The organism is Lelliottia sp. RWM.1 (genome assembly GCF_016859735.1).
Classification (GTDB): Bacteria; Pseudomonadota; Gammaproteobacteria; order Enterobacterales; family Enterobacteriaceae; genus Enterobacter.
Window position 1 is genome coordinate 1 of sequence record NZ_WLVC01000136.1, and the last position, 820, is coordinate 820.

Below are 820 nucleotides of genomic sequence, written 5' to 3' on the forward strand. Positions count from 1 at the left end.
GGCACTGTTGCAAAGTTAGCGATGAGGCAGCCTTTTGTCTTATTCAAAGGCCTTACATTTCAAAAACTCTGCTTACCAGGCGCATTTCGCCCAGGGGATCACCATAATAAAATGCTGAGGCCTGGCCTTTGCGTAGTGCACGCATCACCTCAATACCTTTGATGGTGGCGTAAGCCGTCTTCATGGATTTAAATCCCAGCGTGGCGCCGATTATCCGTTTCAGTTTGCCATGATCGCATTCAATCACGTTGTTCCGGTACTTAATCTGTCGGTGTTCAACGTCAGACGGGCACCGGCCTTCGCGTTTGAGCAGAGCAAGCGCGCGACCATAGGCGGGCGCTTTATCCGTGTTGATGAATCGCGGGATCTGCCACTTCTTCACGTTGTTGAGGATTTTACCCAGAAACCGGTATGCAGCTTTGCTGTTACGACGGGAGGAGAGATAAAAATCGACAGTGCGGCCCCGGCTGTCGACGGCCCGGTACAGATACGCCCAGCGGCCATTGACCTTCACGTAGGTTTCATCCATGTGCCACGGGCAAAGATCGGAAGGGTTACGCCAGTACCAGCGCAGCCGTTTTTCCATTTCAGGCGCATAACGCTGAACCCAGCGGTAAATCGTGGAGTGATCGACATTCACTCCGCGTTCAGCCAGCATCTCCTGCAGCTCACGGTAACTGATGCCGTATTTGCAGTACCAGCGTACGGCCCACAGAATGATGTCACGCTGAAAATGCCGGCCTTTGAATGGGTTCATGTGCAGCTCCATCAGCAAAAGGGGATGATAAGTTTATCACCACCGACTATTTGCAACAGTGCC

Annotated in this window: 1 protein-coding gene; it reads right to left on the reverse strand. The window is 52.4% G+C overall.

Going from position 1 to position 820, the window contains the following annotated elements:
- Positions 1-52: 52 nt before the first annotated feature.
- Positions 53-757 carry an IS6-like element IS26 family transposase gene (locus tag GF617_RS26920; protein WP_001067855.1) on the reverse strand — a complete coding sequence of 235 codons (705 nt, stop codon included), beginning with the start codon at positions 755-757 and terminating at the stop codon, positions 53-55.
- Between the last annotated feature and the right edge of the window lie 63 nt (positions 758-820).

Bases quoted from the DNA above. Each gene is read 5' to 3' on its own strand.
- GF617_RS26920 (WP_001067855.1), bottom strand. From the start codon at position 757: ATGAACCCATTCAAAGGCCGGCATTTTCAGCGTGACATCATTCTGTGG.